Raw genomic sequence first — 20,487 nt, forward strand, 5'->3', positions numbered from 1 at the left:
GCATGACGGAGTGGGAACGATGCGGACCGGGATCATCCGTTGGGCGGGCCGGTGCGCGCTGCTGCTGGCCTTGGCGATGTCGCTGGTCTTCGCCGTGCGGGTGCTGGACATCCAGGGCGAGCCGTCACTCGAGCCCTGGCACAGGTTCGTGCCGGAGGAGCTCGACGAGCGCGAGCTGGACCAGGCCGACTGGAGCGCCTGGATGAACGCCGAGGCGCGCGTCTTCGCGCAAGTGCGTGAACAGGTCAGCGAGCAGCTGGAAGCCGAGGAGCAGGTGCCGGCCAACCGCTATTTCCCGGGGAGCCCGCTGTACCCCGGCCGTTTCAGCCAGGACTGGAACCGCTCCTATGTGCTGCGCCCCGAGGGCGAGCCGGTGGGCGCGGTGGTGATGCTGCACGGCCTCACCGATTCGCCCTACAGCCTGCGCCACCTGGCGCTGCGTTATCGCCAGGCGGGCTTCGTGGTGCTCGGCCTGCGCCTGCCCGGGCACGGTACGGTGCCGGCGGCGCTGACGGATGTGAGCTGGGAGCAGTGGCTGGCCGCCACCCGCCTGGCGATGCGCGAGGCCCGGCGGCTCGTGGGGGCACAGCGGCCGCTGCGGCTGGTGGGCTACTCCAACGGCGGTGCGCTGGCGTTGAAGTATTCGCTGGATGCGCTGGAGGACCCGTCCCTGCCACGCGCCGAGCGCCTGGTGCTGCTCTCGCCCATGCTGGGGGTCGCCGGCTACGCGCGTTTCGCCGGGCTGGCGGGCCTGCCCGCCGTGTTCCCGGCCTTCGCCAAGGCCGCCTGGCTCGACCTGCTGCCCGAGTACAACCCCTTCAAGTACAACTCCTTCCCGGTCAACGGCGCGCGCCAGTCCTACCAGCTCACCGTCGCGCTGCAGGAGCAGTTGCTGAACGCCTCGCGGCGCGACGGGTTGCGGGGCCTGCCGCCGCTGCTGACCTTCCAGTCGGTGGTGGATGCGACCGTGAGCACCTCGGCGGTGGTGGAGTCGCTCTATCGCCTGGTGCCGGACAACGGCAGCGAGCTGGTGCTGTTCGATATCAACCGCTCGGTGGACTTCGGCCCGCTGCTGCGCCCGGACGCCAGCCTGGCGCTGGCGCGGCTGTTGCCGCCGCCACCGCGTGCCTATCGCACGGCGGTAATCACCAACGCCACGGCGAGCAGCCGGGAGGTGGTCGAGCGGGTGATCGAGGCCGGTGGCCGCGAGGAGTGGGTCCGGCCCCTGGACATGGCCTTCCCGCGCGAGCTGTTCTCGCTGTCCCACGTGGCGCTGCCGTTCCCGGACAGCGACGGGCTCTACGGCCGCCACCCCGATGCGGCGGACGACTTCGGCATCCACCTGGGCAACCTGTCGCTGCGGGGTGAGCGCGGGGTGCTGGTGATGAACATGGACGCCCTGCAACGGGCGACGTCCAATCCCTTCTTCCCCTACCTGCTGCAGCGGCTGGAGCGGGTGGAGGGGCTGGCGCGCTGAAGGCCTCGCCGCGCGGTGGGGCTCAGGAGGAGCAACTGATCTCCAGGTGCTTGCCCCACTCCGGTGGCCGCTCGGCATAGCGCTCCATGCCGGGCTGCTCGTCGAAGGGGCGGGCGAGCACGGCGTGCAGCTGGCGCACCTCGCCGAAGTCGCCCTGCTCGGCGGCCTCGATGGCGCGCTGGGCCAGGTAGTTGCGCAGGATGTACTTCGGGTTCACCGCGTGCATGCGCTGGCGGCGGGCCTCCTGGTCGGCGCCTTCGCGCGTGGCGCGCTCCACGTACTGCGCGGCCCAGGCATCGAAGCCGGCGAGGTCGACGAACTCGTCGCGCAGCACCGCCACCGCCTGTTCGGGCGCGGTCTCGCCCAGGCGGCGGAAGAACAGCGTGTAGTCCACCGCGCTGGTCTGCATCAGTTGCAGCAGGCGCTGCACCAGGGCCTCGTCGCCCTCTTCGGCGCGGGTGAAGCCCAGGCGGCGGCGCATCAGGTCCAGCCAGGCCGTCTGGTACAGCGGCAGGAACAGCTCCAGCGCCTCGCGCAGGGCCTCCACGGTGATGTGGGGCGTCAGCGCCTGGGCCAGGGCGGCGAGGTTCCAGTGGGCGATGGGCACCTGGTTGCTGAAGCTGTAGCGCCCGCTGTCGTCGGAGTGGTTGCAGATGTGGTTGGCGTCGAAATCGTCGAGGAAGGCGTAGGGGCCGTAGTCGAAGGTGATGCCGAGGATCGACATGTTGTCGGTGTTCATCACCCCGTGGCAGAAGCCGTAGGCCTGCCAGCGGGCGATCATCCCGGCGTTGCGCTCGATGATTTCGCGGAACATCGCCAGCCAGGGCTCCTCGGCTTCCAGGCACGCGGGGAAGTGGCAGGCCAGGACGTGCTCGCCGAGGGTCTTCAACTGCTCGTGCTGGCGGGTGTAGTAGAAGTACTCGAAGTGGCCGAAGCGCACGTGGCTCGGCGCCAGGCGCAGGACCATGGCGCCGGTCTCCTTCTTCTCGCGGTACACCGGGGTGCTGGAGCCGGTGACGCACAGTGCGCGGCTGCTGGGGATGCCCAGGGCGTGCAGGTGCTCGCTGGCGAGGAACTCGCGGATCGAGCTGCGCAGCACCGCACGGCCGTCGCCCATGCGCGAGTAGGGGGTCTGGCCGGCGCCCTTGAGGTGCAGGTCCCAGTGCTCGCCGGCCTGGTTGACCACTTCGCCCAGCAACAGGCCGCGGCCATCGCCCAGGCGCGGGTTGTAGCTGCCGAACTGGTGCCCGGAATAGACCATGGCGCGCGGGGCTGCGTCGGACCAGAGCGTATGCCCGGCGAACAGCTCGGCGAACACGGGCTCCTCGGCCTGCGCCGGGTCGAGGTCGAGCAGGGCCATGGCCGCCGGGCTCGCCACCACCAGGTGCGGGTCGTCCAGCGGGTCGGGCAGGACTTCGGTGGAGAAGGCATCGCCCAGGCGGGCGAAGCGGTTGTCGAACTGCAGGTCGTCGAGTCTTTTCATGGGCTCAGCTTGTCACGCGGCCGGGGCCGGGGGAAATCGCGGGGATGGGTGGTCCCCGCGTGGCGGTGGCTTACTTGGCGCGCTCTTCGGCGGCGTCGGCCGCCTGTTCCTCGGCGGCGTCGGCCGCCTGTTCCTCGGCGGGTGCGTGCTCGACGCTCTTGCGGCTGAGGATGACGTCCATCTTCGGCACCGAGGAGATGTTGATGCCGTGCTCCTGGAACAGCTGGTCGATGCGCCGGTTCAGCTCGTCGGTGGCCAGGCCCCGATCGCCCAGTTCGCGCACGTAGATCTTCAGTTCGTGTTCCAGGGTGGTGGCGCCGTAGGTCTTCAGCTGGACGTTGGGGGCCGGGTCGCGCAGCACGCGGGTGTTCTCCTGGGTGGCTTGCAGCAGCAGCTTGCGCACCAGTTCCAGGTCGGCGCCGCGGTTGACGTTGTAGACCAGCACGATGCGGGTGACGGTGTCGGTCAGCGTCCAGTTGATCAGCTGGCTGGTGAGGAAGGTCTGGTTGGGGACGATGACTTCCTTGCGGTCGCTGTCGGTGATGTGGGTGGCGCGGATGCGGATCCGGTTCACCGTGCCGGTGACGGTGCCGATGGTCACCAGGTCGCCGATGCGCACCGGGCGCTCGAACAGCAGGATCAGGCCGGAGATGAAGTTGGCGAAGATCGCCTGCATGCCGAAGCCGATACCCACCGAGAGCGCGGCCACCAGCCACTGCAGCTTGTCCCAGCTGACCCCGAGGGTGGACAGGGCGCTGACGAAGCCGATGCCGGCGATGGCATAGGAGAGCAGCGTGGTGGTGGCGTAGGCGCTGCCCTGGGCCAGCTTCAGGCGCGACAGCACCAGGACTTCCAGCAGGCCCGGCAGGTTGCGTGCGAGCGCGGTGGTGATGCCGGCGATGATCAGCGCGCCGAGCACGTCCAGCAGGCTGATGGGCACCTGGGTGGCGGCGGCGCCGGTGCCGGTGGCGTATTGGTAGAGCGTCACTTCGTCGAGGTAGGCGAAGACGCTGATCAGGTCGGCCCAGACCAGGTACATCGAGGCGATGAAGACGCCGAGCAGGGCCAGGCGGATCAGGCGCAGGGACTGCTGGTTGACCTGCTCGATGTCCAGGGTCGGCTCTTCCACCGCCACTTCCTCGCCTTCGGCGTTCTCCTTGGTCTGCGCCTGGCGCTTGGCCAGCGCGCGGGCGTAGGCCAGGCGCCGGGCGGCGACGGCCAGGCCGCGGACGAAGGCGGCCTCGATGATCAGGGTGAGGATCAGCAGGTAGAGGGTGTTGATCAGGCGGTCGGTGAGCTTCAGCGAGGTGTAGTAGTAGCCGAAGCCGACGGCGACGATGAACACCAGGGGCAGCAGGGTGAAGCCCAGGCCGATGAGGAAGCGGAAGGGCGAGGTGTGCTCGCGCATCGGTTCGGCCAGCAGCAGGTTGCTCAGCACCAGGGCCATCAGGGCGTAGCAGGTGATGACGACGATGATGCCGATGACGTCCTCGGCCAGCGCCTGGGGCTGGTGCTCGGCCACAGTGACGACGGCCACCAGGGCCATCACCACCATGCCGAGACGGCGAATCTGCTTGCTCAGCAGCGCCACCTGCGGGCGCGGCCAGCGGAAGTGCAGCTCGGCGACGCCGCCCGGGGCGAGGATGCGGTAGAGGGTGTAGAACACCAGCCAGGCCTGGGCCATCTCCATCAGCGCGGCGCCGAGGGTGGCGTTCTGGCCACGGGCGTCGATCTGCAGGGCCAGGCCGCAGAGGGCCAGGAACAGCGTCACCGGCATCGCCAGGAGGATGTTCAGCAGCAGCGCCAGGGGCGTGTGCATCTGGCTGTCGCGCTTGTAGTGGCCGATGTCCTGGTGCAGCTCGGTGAGCTTCTCGTAGAGCCAGCTGCGGCGCCACAGCAGCGCGCCGATCATCAGCAGCAGGGGGATGAACAGCCAGGGACGGTCGACCAGGCCTTCACCCAGCTCGGCGACGCCCGAGCCCCAGGGCACGTCCATCAGCTGGCGCTTGAGGTAGTGCGGCGCGCTCTTCAGCCAGGCGAGGTCCAGCGGCTTGTTGCTGGGAATCCAGAACATCTGCTCCTCCAGGGTCGCGCGCAGCGCCTGGGAGGTGCTCTGCAGCTGCTTCTGGTTGAGCTGCAGGGTGATGGACTCGTTGAGCAGGGCGTTGAGCTCGCGGCTCAGGCGATCGAACAGTTCGGTGCGGGTGGTGGCCAGGTCGAGCAGGGTGGCGCGCAGCTCCGGCGTCACCTGGTCGGCGGGCTGGCGCGAGAGCAGGTCGTCGACGTAGGCCTGGGGGTTGTTGAGCTTGTCGCGCTGCTGGCTGAGCTCGAACTGGTAGAGGCGGATGTCGGCGATCTCGTCGGCCAGGTCGCCGTCGAGCTTCAGGTGCGGCAGGGCCTGCTTCTGCTGGTAGAGGATCTTCGACAGCAGCAGGCTGCCCTTGAGGACGCTGATCTGCTCTTCCAGCGCCTGGTCGGCCTGGTTGAGGGTGTCCAGCTGCTGGCGGGTCTGCAGGTTCTGCTGGGTCAGCTCGTTGAGGCGGTCGGTGGAGCGCAGCAGGTAGTCGGAGAGCTTGAGGTTGGTGGAGCTCTCGGCCGCCAGCAGGCTGTCGGGGGTGGCGTTCTGCGCCTCGCGGGAGAGTTCGGCCACCGTCTGCTCGGAGCTTTCCCGGCGCTTGTCGTTGATCAGCGATTGCAGGGCCTGGGTTTCCTGCTCCAGGCGGTGGATGCGCTCGACCAGCAGGTCGCGGCGGCTGTTGCCCAGGTCCTGCAGCAGGCTGTTGCCGGCCAGCTCCTGGCGGCGCAGCTGGGTCTGGGCGTCGAGGGCGGCCAGCTCGGCGTTGTACTGGTCGCGCTGCTCGTCGGTGAGCGCCTTGCCGGTCTCCTTGCCGACCTTGAGGATGGCGCTGAGCTGCTGGGTGCGCACCTGGTTGCTGCTGATCTCGGCCTGGGCGCGCTCGGGACGGGTCTGCGCGGTGATGATCAGGCTGTTGGCTTCGGCCAGGTCCTTCTGCCAGTTGGCCAGCTGGCTGCTGCGCTGGTTGAGCAACTGGTCGAGCTGGGCCAGGGAGGATCTGCCGTAGCGCTCGCCGACATCGACCGGCTTGCTGGCCTTGAGGCGAGTGAATTCACGCTGGGCGTCGGCGATCTGGCGGGGGGCATCGTTGAGCTGGCGCTTGAGGTCGGCCAGGCGCTTCTCGCTGTCGGCCTGGTTGCTCAGCTGCGTGAGCGTCTGCTCCAGCACCTGCTGCACGGCCTTCTGGTCGGCTTCCGCCAGCTTGCGGCTGGCGAGGTTGTCCAGGCTCTGCTGGACCTTGGCGCTGGTCGGAGGTTCGGCGGCATGCACGGGCGTGGCACCGAGGCAGAAGCCGATGAGGGCGGCGGCGAGGAGGGGGCGCAGGAAAGACATGGTCGCGTGGGGCGGCTCTGGAAAAAGTGCGGTTGATGATATGTCAGGACGCGGCCCCGTGCTGGGATGTGCCGCGCCTTCAGAGGAACAGTCCGGGACCTGGACGTCCGTGACCTTCGGGGAATTTGACGCCCACCTTGCGCACCTTGTTCCCCTCCATCAGGGCCACGGTCCAGGTCAGGCCGTTCCATTCCACCTGGTCGCCGACGATGGGCTCGCCGCCGATCTCGTGGGAGATGAAGCGTCCCAGCGGCTGGCTGCCATCGACGTTCTCCAGCTTCAGGCCGTAGAGCGAGGCGACGGCGGAAAGCTGGGCGTCGCCTTCGAGGACGAAGTCGCCGAAGAAGCGCAGGTCCAGGCCGCGCTGGGGCGCCTGGCTGAACAGCTTGCCGAGGGCGGGAAGATCATGCTCATGGCCGATCACGCAGAGGATGTCGCCGGCCTCCAGCACGGTACTGCCCGAAGGGTGCAGCAGCTCGGTGCCACGGAACAGTGCCGCGATGCGGGTGCCGTCGGGCATCTTCAGCTCGCGCAGGGCGGCGCCGATGCACCACTTCTCCGCGCCCAGGCGGTAGACGAACAGCTCCCATTCGCTGGTGGGGTGGATCTCCAGCCCGGCGCGGGAGATGGGCGCCGGCTCCGGCGGCACCGTCACCCGCAGCAGCCTGGCCGCGAGCGGCAGGCTGGCGCCCTGCAGCAGCAGGGAGACCAGGACGATGAAGAAGGCCAGGTTGAAGTACAGCTGCGAGTGGGGCAGGCCGGCCATCATCGGGAACACCGCGAGGATGATCGGCACCGCGCCGCGCAGGCCGACCCAGGCGATGAAGGCCTTCTCGCGGTCGTGGAAGGCGCGGAAGGGGATCAGCCCGATCATCACCGACAGCGGGCGGGCGAAGAGGATCATCCACAGCGCCAGGCCCAGGGCAGGGATGGCGATGGGCAGCAGGTCGTGGGGCGTGACCAGCAGGCCGAGCACGAGGAACATGCCGATCTGCGCCAGCCAGGCCATGCCGTCGAGCATGTGCAGGATGCTGTGGCGCGAGCGGATCGGCCGGTTGCCCAGCACCAGGCCGCAGAGGTAGGCGGCGAGGATGCCGCTGCCGTGCAGGAAGTTGGTGAGGGCGAACACCAGCAGGCCGCCGCTCACCACCAGCAGGGGGTAGAGGCCGTTGGGCAGGTTGATGCGGTTGATCAGTTGCAGCAGCAGCCAGCCACCGGAGAGGCCGAGGAGCGCGCCGATGCCGAACTCGCTGACCAGGTGGCCGAGGAAGGACAGGCTGATCTCGGTCTGCCCCTTGGCCAGCATGTCGATCAGGGTGACGGTGAGGAACACCGCCATCGGGTCGTTGCTGCCGGATTCGATCTCCAGGGTGGCGGTGACCCGTTCGTTGAGGCCCTTGCCGCCGAGCAGGGAGAACACCGCCGCGGCGTCGGTGGAGCCGACGATGGCACCGATCAGCAGGCCCTGCATGATGTCCAGGTCGAACAGCCAGGCGGCGGCCATGCCGGTCAGCCCGGTGGTGATCAGCACGCCGACCGTGGCCAGCGACAGCGCCGGCCACAAGGCCACGCGGAAGCTGGAGACCCGCGTGCGTAGGCCGCCGTCGAGCAGGATGATGGCCAGCGCCAGGTTGCCCACCAGGTAGGCCAGCGGGTAGTTGCTGAAGCCGATCCCGCCCGGGCCGTCGATGCCGGCGACCATGCCGACGGCAAGGATGATGACCAGGATGGGGATGCCCAGGCGCGAGGAAACCGAGCTCACCAGAATGCTTGCGCCGACCAGCAACGCGCCGATCAGGAACAGGCTATTGATGGTGGCTGCATCCACGTATTGAGGCTCCTGGTGACGATGTCGGGGGTGACGCTGGAGGGATGCATGCAGCGTGCATGCCAGCCGGATTCTAACCTGCTACCCGCAACGCGCCGCAAGCGCTGATCGGTAGAAATCCCCAGGTTTTTTCGAACGAAGCCGAGCCGCCGGTTCACGGAATCGACCAGGCGGTCAGGATGTTGTCCGAGCCCGCTTTGCCGAAGAGAAGGGGAGGCGGTGCCGGTGGGCGCGCAACTGGGTCCCCCGTTCGCGGGGATGACGCCTCCACCTTGCAGCGTCGTCGGCGCAGCGGCGGGGCAAAAAAAGCCCCGCATGTGCGCGGGGCAGGGAAACCCTGAAAGCGTTGGAATCAGAACCAGGCGTCGCGCATCTCCAGGCAGGTGTCGTCGCGGGCCTCGAGGATGGCCAGGGCGTGATGGACGCTCGGCACTTCCCAGGTGAGGAAGTAGCGCGCGGCCTGCAGCTTGCCCTTGTAGAAGTCGGCGTCGGCGGGGTTGCCGCTGGCCAGGCCTTCCTCGGCGCGGATCGCCTGCTCCAGCCAGCGCCAGCCGATCACCGCGTGGCCGAAGGCATTGAGGTAGAGCGCGGAGTTGGCCAGGGCCTGGTTGACCTTGCCCTGCATCAGGTCGCCGAGCAGTGCCAGGGTCACGGCGGAGAGGCGCGCAACGGCCTGCTCCAGCGGCTGGCGCAGGGCGTCGAGGGAGCCGTGGGCGGCGGCGCGCCGGCAGGTGTCGTTGATCAGGCGGGTCAGCTGCTTGAGGCCGGCGCCGTTGTTCTGCGCCACCTTGCGCCCCAGCAGGTCCAGCGACTGGATGCCGTGGGTGCCTTCGTGGATGGGGTTGAGGCGGTTGTCGCGGTAGTACTGCTCCACCGGGTACTCGCGGGTGTAGCCGTGGCCGCCGAGGATCTGCACCGCCAGCTCGTTGGCCTTGAGGCAGAACTCCGAGGGCCAGGACTTGACGATGGGGGTGAGCAGGTCGAGCAGCTCATGGGCCTGCTTGCGCTCTTCCTCGGTGGCGAGGGTCTGGGTGTCGTCGAACAGGCGCGCGGCGTACAGGCCCAGGTCGAAGGCGCCTTCCACGTAGGCTTTCTGGGTCAGCAGCATGCGGCGCACGTCGGCGTGCTCGATGATCGCCACCTGGGCGCTGGTCGGGTCCTTGCCATCGGGCAGGCGGCCTTGCGGGCGCTCGCGGGCGTAATCCAGGGAGTAGAGGTAGCCGGCGTAGCCGAGCATCACCGCGCCCATGCCGACGCCGATGCGGGCCTCGTTCATCATCTGGAACATGTAGGACAGGCCGGCGTGGGGCTTGCCCACCAGGTAGCCGACGCAGTCGCCGTTGTCGCCGAAATTCAAGGCGGTGGAGGTGGTGCCGCGGTAGCCCATCTTGTGGAACAGGCCGGCGAGGATCACGTCGTTGCGCTTGCCGAGGGAGCCGTCGTCGTTGACCAGGAACTTGGGCACGATGAACAGCGAGATGCCTTTCACCCCGGGCGGGGCGTCCGGCAGCTTGGCCAGCACCATGTGCACGATGTTGTCCGACAGCGGGTGGTCGCCGCCGGAGATGAAGATCTTGTTGCCCTTGATGCGGTAGGTGCCGTCGCCGGCCGGTTCGGCGCGGGTGCGGATGTCCGACAGGGAGGAGCCGGCGTGGGGCTCGGTGAGCGCCATGGTGCCGAAGAAGCGGCCCTCGATCATCGGCTGCAGGAAGCGCTGCTTCTGCTCGTCGTTGCCGAAGCTCTCGATCAGGTTGGCCGCGCCCATGGTCAGGAAGGGGTAGGCGGAGCTGCCGACGTTGGCCGACTGGAAGTGGGCGAAGCAGGCCTGGGACAGCAGGGTGGGCAGCTGCATGCCGCCCTGCTCGAAGCTGCGGGTGGCGTTGAGGAAGCCGGCCTCGAGGAAGGCGTCCACGGCGGGCTTCACTTCCGGGATCAGCGTGGCAGCGCCGTCGTGGTATTCCGGCTCGTTCTCGTCGCCCTTGCGGTTGTGCGGGGCGAAGTATTTCTCGGCGATGCTGCGGGCGGTGCCGATGGCGGCGTCGAAGGTTTCGCGGTTGTGATCGGCGAAGCGCTCGCGCTGGGTCAGGGCTTCGGCGTCCAGCACTTCGTAGAGTTCGAAGGCCAGGTTGCGGGAACTGAGCAGGGTCTCGGACATGTCGGATCTCCGGTTGGATCGGCCGAGTCTAGAACGGTGAATGAAGGTCGCCTAGCAACATCCATAAGGGTGATAAAGCGGCAAAACCCGGCCAGAGTCGCGGCTGCTAAACTGCGCGCCTCGCGAGGATTTCCACACTATGAACTACCGTCACGCCTTTCATGCCGGCAACCATGCCGATGTGCTCAAACACCTGACCCTGGCCCGCCTGATCGCCCTGCTTTCACGCAAGGAGGCGCCCTTCGCCTACCTCGACAGCCACGCCGGCGTCGGCCTCTACGACCTGGCGGGCGACCAGGCCAGCCGCACCGGGGAATGGGAGGAGGGCATCGGCCGGCTCTGGGGCCAGCCCGACCTGCCGGCGCTGATGGTGGACTACCTCGGCGTGCTGCAGGCGCTGAACCCGGAGGGCGAACTTCGTCATTACCCGGGTTCCCCCGAACTGGCGCGCCAGCTGACCCGCCCGCAGGACCGCCTGCACCTGAACGAGAAACACCCGGAAGACGGCCAGGCGCTGAAGGAGAACATGGCCGGCGACCGCCGCGTCGCCGTGCACCTGGGCGAAGGCTGGCACCTGCCCCGGGCGCTGTTGCCGACGGCGGAGAAGCGCGCGCTGATGCTGATCGACCCGCCCTTCGAGAAAGCCGACGAACTGGAACGCTGCGTCACCGCGCTGAAGGAAGCCATCGGCCGCATGCGCCAGACCGTCGTCGCGATCTGGTACCCGATCAAGGACCAGCGCCAGCTCAAGCGTTTCTACCAGGGCCTGGAAGCCTCCGGCGCGCCCAAGCTGCTGCGGGTGGAGCTGATGGTGCACCCGGCGGACAACGCCCTCGGCCTCAACGGCTCGGGCCTGGCCATCGCCAACCCGCCGTGGGGAATAGAAGAAGAGTTGCGCCAGCTCCTGCCCTGGCTGAGCGAGAAGCTCGCGCAGAGTCAGGGCAGCTGGCGGCTCGATTGGCTCATAGCGGAGAAGTAGGGGCGCTGCGCGCCAGCTGCAAGTTTCAAGCTGCAAGCGGCAAGTGTTGGGAGCGGCAAGCTATAAGCCGCAAGCCGCAAGCCGCAAGCCGCAAGCCGCAAGCCGCAAGCTAAAAGCAGTGGCCGCTCTGGCTCTTACTTGCAGCTTGTAGCTTGTAGCTCCCCTCTCCCGGCCGTCAGGCCGGCATACAAACGCCCGTCCCCCCCAACCCGCAATACCCCCCCGGATTCTTCGCCAGGTACTGCTGGTGATACGCCTCGGCGTAGTAGAAGGTCGGGGCTTCGTCGATCTCGGTGGTGATGGCGCCGAAGCCGGATTTGCTCAGCTCGGCCTGGAAGCGCGCTTCGCTGGCCCTGGCGGTTTCCAGCTGTGTGGCGTCGCTGCAGTAGATGGCCGAGCGGTACTGGGTGCCGATGTCGTTGCCCTGGCGCATGCCCTGGGTCGGGTTGTGGGCTTCCCAGAACACCGAGAGCAGTTTCTCGTAGCTGATCACCTGTGGGTCGAACACCACCAGCACCACTTCGGTGTGCCCGGTGAGGCCGGAGCAGACTTCGTCGTAGGTCGGGTTCGGGGTGTGGCCGCCGGCATAGCCGACTGCGGTGGACCAGACGCCCTCCTGTTGCCAGAAGCGCCGCTCGGCGCCCCAGAAGCAGCCGAGGCCGAACACCGCTTGCTGCAGGTGGGCGGGGAAGGGCGCCTGCAGGGGGCGGCCATTGACGTAGTGGGCATCGGGAACCGGCATCGGCGATTCGCGGCCGGGCAATGCCTGTGCCGCGGTGGGCAGCTCGATTTTGTGGGCAAGGATCTGCGAGCGCAGGACCATGGCGTTCTCCTCGAAGGGTGGCTGGCTGGTCGATAGACCTGCGGGAATGGCCGATGTTACAGCAGGCTCAGGGCTCAGGGCTCAGGGCTCAGGGCTGCGGGCGGCAGGGGTAGCGGCGCAGGCTTTCCACCAGCAGGTGCCCGGGGATGGGCTGGTCGAACAGGTAGCCCTGGCCGACATCGCAGCGCTGGCGACGGAGGAAGGCCAACTGCTGGGCGCTCTCGATGCCTTCGGCGACGACCTTGAGCTTGAGGTTGTGGGCCATGGCGATCACCGCCGAGGTGATTTCCATGTCGTCCTGGTTGTCGGGGATGTCCTTGATGAAGCTGCGGTCGATCTTGATGACGTCGATCGGGAACTTCTTCAGGTAGCTCAGGGAGGAATAGCCGGTGCCGAAGTCGTCCATGGCCAGGGTCAGGCCGAGGGTCTTGAGCCGGTTGAGCTGGTGCTTGGTGTCGTCGGTGGCTTCCAGCAGCAGGCCTTCGGTCAGCTCCAGTTCCAGCAGCCCCGAGGGCAGCTGTTCCTCGTGGAGGATGGCGGCGATGGAGCCCACCAGGTCCGGGTCGCTGAACTGCTTGGGCGAGAGGTTGATCGCCACCTGCACATCACCCATGCCCGAGGCGCTGAGGCGTCGGCTCATGCGGCAGGCTTCGCGGATCACCCACTTGCCGATGGGGATGATCATCCCGGTTTCCTCGGCGACGCTGATGAACTGGTCGGGGCGGATCATGCCGCGTTCCGGGTGTTGCCAGCGCAGCAGCGCCTCCATGCCCAGCAGTTGCCCGGTCTTGAGGCAGAGCTTGGGCTGGTAGAAGACTTCCAGCTCGTTCTGCGCCAGGGCGCGGCGCAGGTTGTTCTCGACGAACAGCTTGTAGCTGGCCTCGGCGTTGAGGGTCTCGGTGAATAGCTGCAGCTGGTGCTTGCCGTTGGCCTTGGCCTTGTGCAGGGCAAGGCCGGCATGCTTCATCAGGGTCTGCGGGTCACGCCCGTGCTGCGGTGCGCAGGCGAGGCCGAGGGAGCCGGTGACGCTGATCAGCTGGTTGTCGACGAACAGCGGTTTGTCGAGGGTGTGGAGGATCTGCCCGGCGGTTCTCTGCCCGCTTTCCAGGTCGGCGCCGTCGAGCAGCACGGCGAACTCGTTGCTGGCGAAGCGCGCGAGGATGTCGCCCTGGCCGAGGGTGTTGCGCAGGCGGCGGGCGAGGCTGACCAGGAGCTTGTCGCCGGTCTGGTGGCCGAGGCTGTCGTTGATGCGCTTGAAGTTGTCGATGTCCACCAGCAGCAGGCAGAGGGGCGATTCGAGGTCGCTCTGGAAGCGCTCCTCCAGGCTGCGGATGAAGTACGGGCGGTTGCCCAGCCCGGTGAGGTTGTCGGTGTAGGCCAGCTTCTCGATGCGCTGCTGGGCCAGCTTGTTGTGGGTGACGTCCTCGTAGATGCCGATGTAGTGCGTCAGCTCGCCGTTCTCGCCGAATACCTTGGAGATGGACAGCTGGCCCCAGTAGGGCTCCAGGTTCTTGCGCCGGCTGCGGAACTCGCCCTGCCAGCTGTTGCTGGTGGAGAGGCTGGAGCGGGCGTCGAACAAGAGGTCGCTGAGGTTCTCCAGGGCCGGGAGGTCGGACAGGCGGCGGCCATGGACCTCATCCGAGCTGTACTGGGTGATGGCGGTGAAGCTGGGGTTGACGTACTCCACCAGGCCGTCGCGGTCCACCAGCAGGAAGGCGCTGGCGCTCTGCTCGACGGCGCGCTGGAACAGGTGCAGGGCGTTGGTGGCGTCGAGGCGTTGCTGGTTGACCAGGACCTGGGCGAACTGGTCGGCCAGCTCGCCGGCGAAGGCGATCTCGTCGGTCTGCCAGACGCGCTGGCCGCCGGTGTGCTCCAGGCACAGCACGCCGACCACGTCGCCGCCGATGCGCACGCTGGCATCGAGCAGGGCGACGATGCCCTGGGGCTTGAGGTAGTCGTTCACCAGCTCGCTGGTGCGGGGGTCGCGCTGGGCATTGTGGGCGTCGATGGCGCGCCCGCTGTGCAGGGCTTCGAGGTACTGCGGGTAGCGGCTGACGTCGATGGCGTCGGGGTGCTCGTGGTGGTCCTGGTCGCGCCGGTAGAGGTTGATGGCGCGCAACAGGTCGCCGTCGAACATCCACAGGGAGGCGCGGGACACTTCGTAGGCTTCGCAAGCGGCCTGAGTGATCAGCTTGGCCGCCTCCAGGGCGGGGTCGCCGGCACCGTAGCGGTGGCGGGCCAGGCGCACGATGAGGCTTTGCTGGGCGCGGGAACGGATCAGGTGTTGCAGGTGGTCTTCCTGGGAACGCTGATAGAGGTCCAGGGAGCTCTTGAGACGGGTGTTCTGGGCTTCGAGTTCGCTGAGGCGCTGGTCGGTGTCTTCATCCGTGTCGCCGTCCTCGGCATCCACCGGCAGCAGGTAGCCGCGAAGCAGGCTGCGGCCGTGCTGCTGGAAGGCTTCGCCGAGCTCGAGGATGGTGCGCACGCCGTCGGTCGTGTGCAGGCTGTACTGCACCTGGTAACTGGCGCTGCCGGCCAGCTGGCGCTGGATTTCGTCGTGAAGGCGGTAGCGCGCTTCGGGGGACATCAGGCTGGCGTAGGGCGAGCCGACCAGGGCGCAGAGCTCGGTGGCCGGCATGCCGATATGGCGTTCGCAATTGGGGTCGAGGAACAGCAGCGCCCAGCTGGCCTCGTTGATCCGCTCGAAACGCATGAGGCCAAGCCGCGAAGGGACTGGCAACTGCGTCACAACCTCGGCCACCGTACGGCTGGCGGCATCGGGATGGCTTTTCATCGGGCGGGGGGGTTCCAGTATGCTGACCGAGTCGGGCCTCGGCCCACTTCTTAATATGGCGTCGGGCAAGGGTGCATCATGCGGATGGGGCTGACAAGACAACTTGGTGGGGCTTTGGTGCTGTGCGGTATGTTTTTTTTATCACCGGCCTCGGCGGCCGGTTCGGAGCCGGTTCTCAGCAGCGCTGAGCAGACCCGCTACCTGGCCGAGATCAAGCGTCTCTACCTGACCGATGACGAGCGCAAGGCCCTGTTCGCGCACACCAATGCGCTGCTGAAGACCTATGCCCTGAGCGCCGGCTACCAGGTCGGCTCCAGCGATCGGCGTGACCTGCAGTACCAGGTGAGCCTGGCGCGGCCGGGCGAGCTGATGCTGCGCGAGGAGGTCCGGGCCACGACGGGGACCGGCGTCGCGGTGCGCAACCGGCTGCTGCCGGTGTTCGGCGTCGATCCGAGCATCAGCTATGCCTGCCCGCGCGAGGGCCAGGCCTGCGTGCTCAACGTGCCGGGTTCCAGCGAGCCGATGCTGACCATCGTGCGCGACCTGGACGGTGCCGGGCAGTTGGCCAAGGCGTTCAGCTTCCTGATCCGCAACCTGCAGAAGGGCTGACCCGGCTGCGACCGGACCCACCCGCCGGCGCGGGTGGGCACCGCTCTCCTTCCTCCTTCCTTCGATGAACGCGATGCGGGCCACCGCAGGGCCGGGCGTGGGCGTCAGCGGGCGAGTCCGTGCGTGGATCCAGGGCAAAAAAACCCCGCCTAAGGGGGCGGGGTCGAGGTGCGAGCGTGGCGTGCTCGCGATGAAGCAAAGGTTTACAGCAGCATGGTGCGGATATCCGCCAGCACGTCACCCAGGCGCTTGGTGAAGCGCGCGGCGGCGGCGCCATTGATCACGCGGTGATCGTACGACAGCGACAGCGGCAGCATCAGGCGCGGCTGGAAGGCCTTGCCGTCCCAGACCGGCTGGATGGTGGCCTTGGACACGCCGAGGATCGCCACTTCCGGCGCGTTGACGATCGGCGTGAAGCCGGTGCCGCCAATGTGGCCGAGGCTGGAGATGGTGAAGCAGGCGCCTTGCATGTCGTCCGCCGAGAGCTTCTTGGTCCGCGCCTTTTCTGCCAGGGCGGCGGCTTCGGCGGCCAGTTGCAGCAGGCTCTTCTGGTCGACGTTGCGGATCACCGGGACCAGCAGGCCGTCCGGGGTGTCCACGGCGAAGCCGATGTGCACGTACTTCTTGCGGATCAGCGCCTTGCCGCTGGGGGCGAGGGAGCTGTTGAAGTCCGGCATTTCCCTGAGCAGGTAGGCGCAGGCCTTGAGCAGCAGCGGTAGCACGGTCAGCTTGACGCCGGCTTTCTCGGCGACGGCTTTCTGGGCGACGCGGAAGGCTTCCAGCTCGGTGATGTCGGAGGAGTCGAACTGGGTCACGTGCGGGACGTTGAGCCAGCTGCGGTGCAGGTTGGCAGCGCCGACCTGCATCAGGCGGGTCATCGCCACTTCCTCGATCTCACCGAACTTGCTGAAGTCGACGGTGGGGATCGGCGGGATGCCGGCGCCACCGGTGGCAGCCGCGGCAGTTGCCGGGGCGTCCTTGGACTTCTGCATCACGGCCTTGACGTAGGCCTGCACGTCTTCCTTGAGCACACGGCCGTGCGGGCCGGTGGCGGTGACCGCGCTCAGCTCGACGCCGAACTCGCGGGCCAGCTGGCGCACGGCCGGGCCGGCATGGACCTTGGCGCCGTCGGAGCGAGCCGGTGCGCCGGGGCTGCCGGCGGCAGCGGCCGACAGCGAGGCGATGGCGTTGACTTCGGCGGCCACGGCCGGGCTGGCGCCCGCCGGGACGCGATGCACCGGCTGGCTGTCCTGCGCGGCGGGTGCTGGTGCGGCAGCCGGGGCGGCACCTGCGGTGCGCAGCTTGAGGATCAGGTCGCCGGTGCCGACTTCGGCATCCAGCTTGACCACGACGCTCTCGACGATGCCTGCGGCGGGCGAGGGGATCTCCATGCTGGCCTTGTCGGACTCCAGGGTGATCAGGCTCTGGTCGGCTTCGACGCGATCGCCGGCCTTGACCAGGATCTCGATCACCTTGGCCTTGCTGTCGGAGCCGATGTCCGGGACGTGGACGTCCTGTACCGCTTCGGCAGCCGGAGCGGCCGGGGCAGCGGCGGCGGGGGCCGGTGCCGGTGCGGCGGCAGGTGCTTCGGCGGCCTTGGCGGCAGCCGGGGCGGCGCCTGCGGTGCGCAGCTTGATGATCAGGTCGCCGGTGCCGACTTCGGCATCCAGCTTGACCACGACGCTCTCGACCACGCCTGCGGCGGGCGAGGGGATCTCCATGCTGGCCTTGTCGGATTCCAGGGTGATCAGGCTCTGGTCGGCTTCGACGCGATCGCCGGCCTTGACCAGTATCTCGATGACCTTGGCCTTGCTGTCGGAACCGATGTCCGGGACGTGCACGTCCTGGACACTTTCACTGGCGGGGGCCGCCGGTGCCGGTGCGGCAGCGGGCTTCTCCTGCGCCTTGGGGGCAGCGGCCGGAGCCTGGGGCGCGGGTGCCGCAGCGGCGGCGCCCTCGACGTCCAGTTCGATCAGGTCGTCGCCTTCCTTGAGGCGGTCGCCGATCTTCACCTTTAGGCTCTTCACTACGCCGGCCTTGGGCGAGGGGACTTCCATGCTGGCCTTGTCGGATTCCAGGGTGACCAGGCTCTGGTCGGCTTCGACGCGGTCGCCGACCTTGACCAGAATCTCGATCACTTCGCCTTCGCCGCCGATATCGGGTACGCGGATCAACTCACTCACAATGCGTCTCCTCAGCAGTCCAGGGGGTTGCGCTTATCGGGGTCGATGCCGAACTTGGCGATGGCCTCGGCCACCACTTTCGGTTCGATGTCGCCACGATCCGCGAGGGCTTCCAGCGCCGCCAGGACGACCCAGTAGCGGTCCACTTCGAAGAAGTGGCGCAGCTTCTTGCGGCTGTCGCTGCGGCCGAAGCCGTCGGTTCCCAGGACCTTGAATTCCTTGCTCGGCACCCACTGGCGAATCTGTTCGGCGAACAGCTTCATGTAATCGGTGGAGGCCACGACCGGGCCCTTGCGGCCGCTCAGGCACTGCTCGACGTAGGTCGACTTGGGCTTCTGGCCCGGGTGCAGGCGGTTGTGGCGCTCGATGGCCAGGCCGTCGCGGCGCAGTTCGTTGAAGCTGGTGACGCTCCAGACGTCGGCGCCGACGTTGAACTCGTCGCGGAGGATCTTCGCCGCTTCGCGGACTTCGCGCAGGATGGTGCCCGAGCCCAGCAGTTGCACGTGGTGCGCGGCTTCCTTCTTGTCCTCTTCGAGCAGGTACATGCCCTTGATGATGCCTTCCTCGACACCGGCCGGCATGGCGGGCTGGGTGTAGGCCTCGTTCATCACGGTGATGTAGTAGAAGACGTCCTGCTGCTCTTCGGTCATCTGGCGCATGCCTTCGCGGATGATCACCGCGAGTTCATAGCCGTAGGTGGGGTCGAAGGTGCGGCAGTTGGGGATGGTGCCGGCCAGCATGTGGCTATGGCCGTCCTCGTGCTGCAGGCCTTCGCCGTTGAGCGTGGTACGACCGGCGGTGCCGCCGATCAGGAAGCCACGGGTACGGCTGTCGCCAGCGGCCCAGGCCAGGTCGCCGATGCGCTGGAAGCCGAACATCGAATAGAAGATGTAGAACGGCAGCATCGGCTGGTTGTGGCTGGAGTACGAGGTGCCGGCGGCGATGAAGGAGCTCATGGCGCCCGCTTCGTTGATGCCTTCCTCGAGGATCTGGCCCTTCTTGTCCTCGCGGTAGAACATCACCTGGTCCTTGTCGACGGGCTCGTAGAGCTGGCCGACGGAGGAGTAGATGCCCAGCTGGCGGAACATGCCTTCCATGCCGAAGGTGCGGGCCTCGTCCGGGATGATGGGGACGATGCGCTGGCCGATTTCCTTGTCCTTGACCAGTTGCGAGAGGATCCGCACGAAGGCCATGGTGGTGGAGATCTCACGGTCGCCCGAGCCGTCGAGGATGGCCTTGAGGGTGTCCAGCGGCGGGGTGGGGATGCTGAAGCTCTTGGCGCGGCGCTGGGGCACGAAGCCACCCAGGGCGGCGCGACGCTCGCTCAGGTAACGGGCTTCGGCGCTGCCTTCCTCGGGTTTGAAGAAGGGCAGGTTCTCCAGCTCGTCGTCCTTCACCGGGATGTCGAAGCGGTCGCGGAACGACTTCAGGCTGTCGACGTCGACCTTCTTGGTGTTGTGCGCGGTGTTCTTCGCCTCGCCCGCACCGGTGCCGTAGCCCTTGATGGTCTTGGCCAGGATGACGGTGGGCTGGTCCTTGTGGTTGACCGCCTGGTGGTAGGCCGCATAGACCTTGTAGGGGTCGTGGCCGCCACGGTTGAGCTTCCAGATCTCGTCGTCGGACAGGTCGGCGACCATGGCCTTGAGTTCGGGCGTGTTGAAGAAGTGCTCACGGACGAACGCGCCGTCCTTGGCCTTGTAGTTCTGGTACTCGCCGTCGATGACTTCGTCCATGCGGCGCTGCAGGATGCCGTCGACGTCCTTGGCCAGCAGCGGGTCCCAGAAGCGGCCCCAGATGACCTTGTTGACGTTCCACTGGGCGCCACGGAATACGCCTTCGAGCTCCTGGATGATCTTGCCGTTGCCGCGTACCGGGCCGTCGAGGCGCTGCAGGTTGCAGTTGATGACGAAGATCAGGTTGTCGAGCTTCTCGCGGCCGGCCAGGGAGATGGCGCCCAGGGATTCGGGCTCGTCGCACTCGCCGTCGCCCATGAAGCACCAGACCTTCTGCTTGCCGGCGGGGATGAAGCCGCGGCTTTCCAGGTACTTCATGAAGCGTGCCTGGTAGATCGCCTGGATCGGGCCGAGGCCCATGGAAACGGTGGGGAACTGCCAGAAGTCCGGCATCAGCCAGGGGTGCGGGTAGGACGACAGGCCGTTGCCATCGACTTCCTGGCGGAAGTTGTTCATCTGCTCTTCGGTGATGCGGCCTTCCATGAAGGCGCGGGCGTAGACACCGGGGGAGGCGTGGCCCTGGAAGTAGATCAGGTCGCCGCCGTGTTCGTCGGTCGGGGCCTGGAAGAAGTAGTTGAAACCGATGTCGTAGAGGGTCGCCGAGGACGCGAAGCTGGAGATGTGACCGCCCAGGTCGGAGTCCTTCAGGTTGGTGCGCATGACCATTGCCAGCGCGTTCCAGCGTACCAGCGAGCGAATGCGGCGTTCCATGAACAGGTCGCCAGGCATGCGTGCTTCGTGGGTGACGGGGATCGTGTTGCGGTACGGCGTGGTGATGGCATAGGGAAGCTGCGAACCGCTACGGGTAGCGAGTTCACCCATACGGGTCATCAGGTAGTGCGCGCGGTCTTCGCCTTCTTTGTCGAGAACCGATTCCAGGGCGTCCAGCCATTCCTGGGTTTCGACGGGATCGAGGTCTTGCATGGCTTGCTCCAGGGCGGAAAGGCTTCCAGAATCGGACGCCTATGTTCACTGACAGCCTTATGGGCTGGCAGATTGCTAATTCTTGGATTT

Annotated in this window: 11 protein-coding genes; 3 read left to right on the forward strand and 8 right to left on the reverse strand. The window is 67.4% G+C overall.

Annotated elements, in window-relative coordinates; genetic code table 11:
* Positions 1-19 precede the first annotated feature (19 nt).
* The gene (locus WFQ67_RS16490) at positions 20-1,477 is read left to right on the forward strand and encodes an alpha/beta hydrolase (RefSeq protein WP_337057565.1); all 1,458 of its coding nucleotides are present in this window, start codon (positions 20-22) and stop codon (positions 1,475-1,477) included.
* Positions 1,478-1,499: 22 nt separating this feature from the next.
* On the opposite strand, the gene selO is transcribed toward WFQ67_RS16490, so the two are convergent.
* From selO to WFQ67_RS16510, 4 genes are all read right to left on the reverse strand, one after another.
* A complete protein-coding gene (gene selO, locus WFQ67_RS16495; RefSeq protein ID WP_337057568.1) occupies positions 1,500-2,960 on the reverse strand; it encodes a protein adenylyltransferase SelO in 1,461 nt (486 codons plus the stop codon).
* Between the two features lie 70 nt (positions 2,961-3,030).
* Positions 3,031-6,369, reverse strand: coding sequence for a mechanosensitive channel MscK (mscK, locus tag WFQ67_RS16500; RefSeq protein WP_337057570.1), 3,339 nt, complete (start codon positions 6,367-6,369; stop codon positions 3,031-3,033).
* Between the two features lie 79 nt (positions 6,370-6,448).
* On the reverse strand, positions 6,449-8,197 hold the full coding sequence (locus WFQ67_RS16505) for a potassium/proton antiporter (protein WP_213626678.1): 1,749 nt from the start codon (positions 8,195-8,197) through the stop codon (positions 6,449-6,451).
* A gap of 352 nt (positions 8,198-8,549) precedes the next feature.
* Positions 8,550-10,352 carry an acyl-CoA dehydrogenase gene (locus tag WFQ67_RS16510; protein ID WP_337057572.1) on the reverse strand — a complete coding sequence of 601 codons (1,803 nt, stop codon included), beginning with the start codon at positions 10,350-10,352 and terminating at the stop codon, positions 8,550-8,552.
* Between the two features lie 139 nt (positions 10,353-10,491).
* On the opposite strand from WFQ67_RS16510, the gene WFQ67_RS16515 reads away from it, so the two are divergent.
* Positions 10,492-11,331: a 23S rRNA (adenine(2030)-N(6))-methyltransferase RlmJ gene (locus WFQ67_RS16515; RefSeq protein WP_285960616.1), complete on the forward strand. Its 840-nt coding sequence runs from the start codon at positions 10,492-10,494 to the stop codon at positions 11,329-11,331.
* A gap of 175 nt (positions 11,332-11,506) precedes the next feature.
* Here the strand turns inward: WFQ67_RS16515 and msrA are convergent, their stop codons facing one another.
* Both msrA and WFQ67_RS16525 read right to left on the reverse strand, forming a co-directional pair.
* Positions 11,507-12,154: a peptide-methionine (S)-S-oxide reductase MsrA gene (gene msrA, locus WFQ67_RS16520; protein WP_337057573.1), complete on the reverse strand. Its 648-nt coding sequence runs from the start codon at positions 12,152-12,154 to the stop codon at positions 11,507-11,509.
* A gap of 88 nt (positions 12,155-12,242) precedes the next feature.
* Positions 12,243-14,948: a putative bifunctional diguanylate cyclase/phosphodiesterase gene (locus WFQ67_RS16525; RefSeq protein ID WP_337057575.1), complete on the reverse strand. Its 2,706-nt coding sequence runs from the start codon at positions 14,946-14,948 to the stop codon at positions 12,243-12,245.
* 129 nt (positions 14,949-15,077) lie between these two features.
* Here WFQ67_RS16525 and WFQ67_RS16530 point away from each other — a divergent pair, with 129 nt between their 5' ends.
* Positions 15,078-15,557, forward strand: coding sequence for a hypothetical protein (locus WFQ67_RS16530; RefSeq protein WP_228723506.1), 480 nt, complete (start codon positions 15,078-15,080; stop codon positions 15,555-15,557).
* 203 nt (positions 15,558-15,760) lie between these two features.
* Here the strand turns inward: WFQ67_RS16530 and aceF are convergent, their stop codons facing one another.
* Both aceF and aceE read right to left on the reverse strand, forming a co-directional pair.
* Positions 15,761-17,740 (reverse strand): dihydrolipoyllysine-residue acetyltransferase, encoded by a 1,980-nt coding sequence (gene aceF / locus WFQ67_RS16535; RefSeq protein WP_337057577.1) that lies wholly within the window; start codon positions 17,738-17,740, stop codon positions 15,761-15,763.
* Between the two features lie 11 nt (positions 17,741-17,751).
* The gene (gene aceE, locus WFQ67_RS16540; RefSeq protein ID WP_263151477.1) at positions 17,752-20,397 is read right to left on the reverse strand and encodes a pyruvate dehydrogenase (acetyl-transferring), homodimeric type; all 2,646 of its coding nucleotides are present in this window, start codon (positions 20,395-20,397) and stop codon (positions 17,752-17,754) included.
* Positions 20,398-20,487 lie beyond the last annotated feature (90 nt).

The sequence above is a fragment of the Pseudomonas sp. USHLN015 genome (assembly GCF_037153275.1).
GTDB classification, from domain to species: Bacteria; Pseudomonadota; Gammaproteobacteria; order Pseudomonadales; family Pseudomonadaceae; genus Metapseudomonas; species Metapseudomonas tohonis.

Excerpts from the sequence above, each read along its gene's own strand:
- aceE (WP_263151477.1), bottom strand. The coding sequence starts at position 20,397 with ATGCAAGACCTCGATCCCGTCGAAACCCAGGAATGGCTGGACGCCCTG.
- WFQ67_RS16515 (WP_285960616.1), top strand. The coding sequence starts at position 10,492 with ATGAACTACCGTCACGCCTTTCATGCCGGCAACCATGCCGATGTGCTC.
- WFQ67_RS16510 (WP_337057572.1), bottom strand. The coding sequence starts at position 10,352 with ATGTCCGAGACCCTGCTCAGTTCCCGCAACCTGGCCTTCGAACTCTAC.
- WFQ67_RS16530 (WP_228723506.1), top strand. The coding sequence starts at position 15,078 with ATGTTTTTTTTATCACCGGCCTCGGCGGCCGGTTCGGAGCCGGTTCTC.
- WFQ67_RS16490 (WP_337057565.1), top strand. The coding sequence starts at position 20 with ATGCGGACCGGGATCATCCGTTGGGCGGGCCGGTGCGCGCTGCTGCTG.
- mscK (WP_337057570.1), bottom strand. The coding sequence starts at position 6,369 with ATGTCTTTCCTGCGCCCCCTCCTCGCCGCCGCCCTCATCGGCTTCTGC.
- WFQ67_RS16525 (WP_337057575.1), bottom strand. The coding sequence starts at position 14,948 with ATGAAAAGCCATCCCGATGCCGCCAGCCGTACGGTGGCCGAGGTTGTG.
- selO (WP_337057568.1), bottom strand. The coding sequence starts at position 2,960 with ATGAAAAGACTCGACGACCTGCAGTTCGACAACCGCTTCGCCCGCCTG.
- msrA (WP_337057573.1), bottom strand. The coding sequence starts at position 12,154 with ATGGTCCTGCGCTCGCAGATCCTTGCCCACAAAATCGAGCTGCCCACC.